Source organism: Arthrobacter sp. MDT2-34-1, from assembly GCF_059091365.1.
In genome coordinates this window covers 1-892 of the sequence record NZ_JBNHGO010000056.1, presented here as the reverse complement: position 1 = coordinate 892, position 892 = coordinate 1, and the positions used below count along the sequence as shown (strand labels likewise).

Annotated in this window: 1 protein-coding gene; it reads left to right on the top strand. The window is 66.7% G+C overall.

Features of this window, described 5'->3' with window-relative positions; genetic code table 11:
• Positions 1–287 precede the first annotated feature (287 nt).
• A partial coding sequence (locus tag AC5RVV_RS17565) for an electron transfer flavoprotein subunit beta/FixA family protein (protein WP_494002637.1) occupies positions 288–892 on the top strand: 605 nt, incomplete at its 3' end.

The following is an 892-nucleotide window of genomic DNA, read 5'->3' as shown; positions in this document are numbered from 1 at the left end:
TCGGCTTCTGCGGCTACGCCATGGGTCTCGTTGGTGCGAGTTTCGATCGCAGGGACTCATGACAGACGCCGAGCGGGTTAACCAAATGGCGGCCAGGGCCCGCAGCGGGCCCGCCAGGAGGGCTCGTTATGGGCGTAGTCGTTCATCAGGCACGCACCCCTTGGCAAGGCGCCTACCGGCCGCCTGCACACATTCGAACCAAGACTTGGCTGAACGAGGAGCCCTTGCGGCTCCGCATCAATCCATTGCGACAGCCGTCGCGAAGAAGGCGGCGAAAGGAGATGTCCATGAAGATCATCGTGCTGGTGAAGGAGGTCCCCGACACTTACGGGGACCGGAAGCTCGACCTCGAGACGGGGCTCGCGGACCGCGCGGCGGGCGAGGTCGTGCTCGACGAGATCGGGGAACGCTCGCTCGAGGTGGCGCTCTCATTCGCGGACAGGAACGCCGACACCGAGGTGGTGGTGCTGTCGATGGCGCCGGAGAGCGCCACCGCGACGTTACGCAAGGGCCTCGCCATGGGGGCGACATCGGCTGTGCAGGTGGCCGACGAGGCACTCCGCGGGGCTGACCTCGGGCTGACCGCAGAGGTACTCGCCGCTGCGATCCGGCGCACCGGGTTTGACCTCGTGATCGCGGGCAACCTGTCAACCGATGGCAGCGGCGGCGTGCTGGCGGCGATGGTCGCCGAATTCCTCGGTGTCCCGCACGCGACTTCGCTGACGTCGATCGAGATCGCCGCGGACGTCGTGACCGGCGTTCGCGCAACGGAGAACGGCACGATGCAGGTGACCGCGCCGCTGCCTGCCGTAGTGTCGATCACGGAGGCGTTGCCGGATGCGCGGTTCCCCAACTTCAAGGGGATCATGGCGGCGAAGAAGAAGCCGATGGA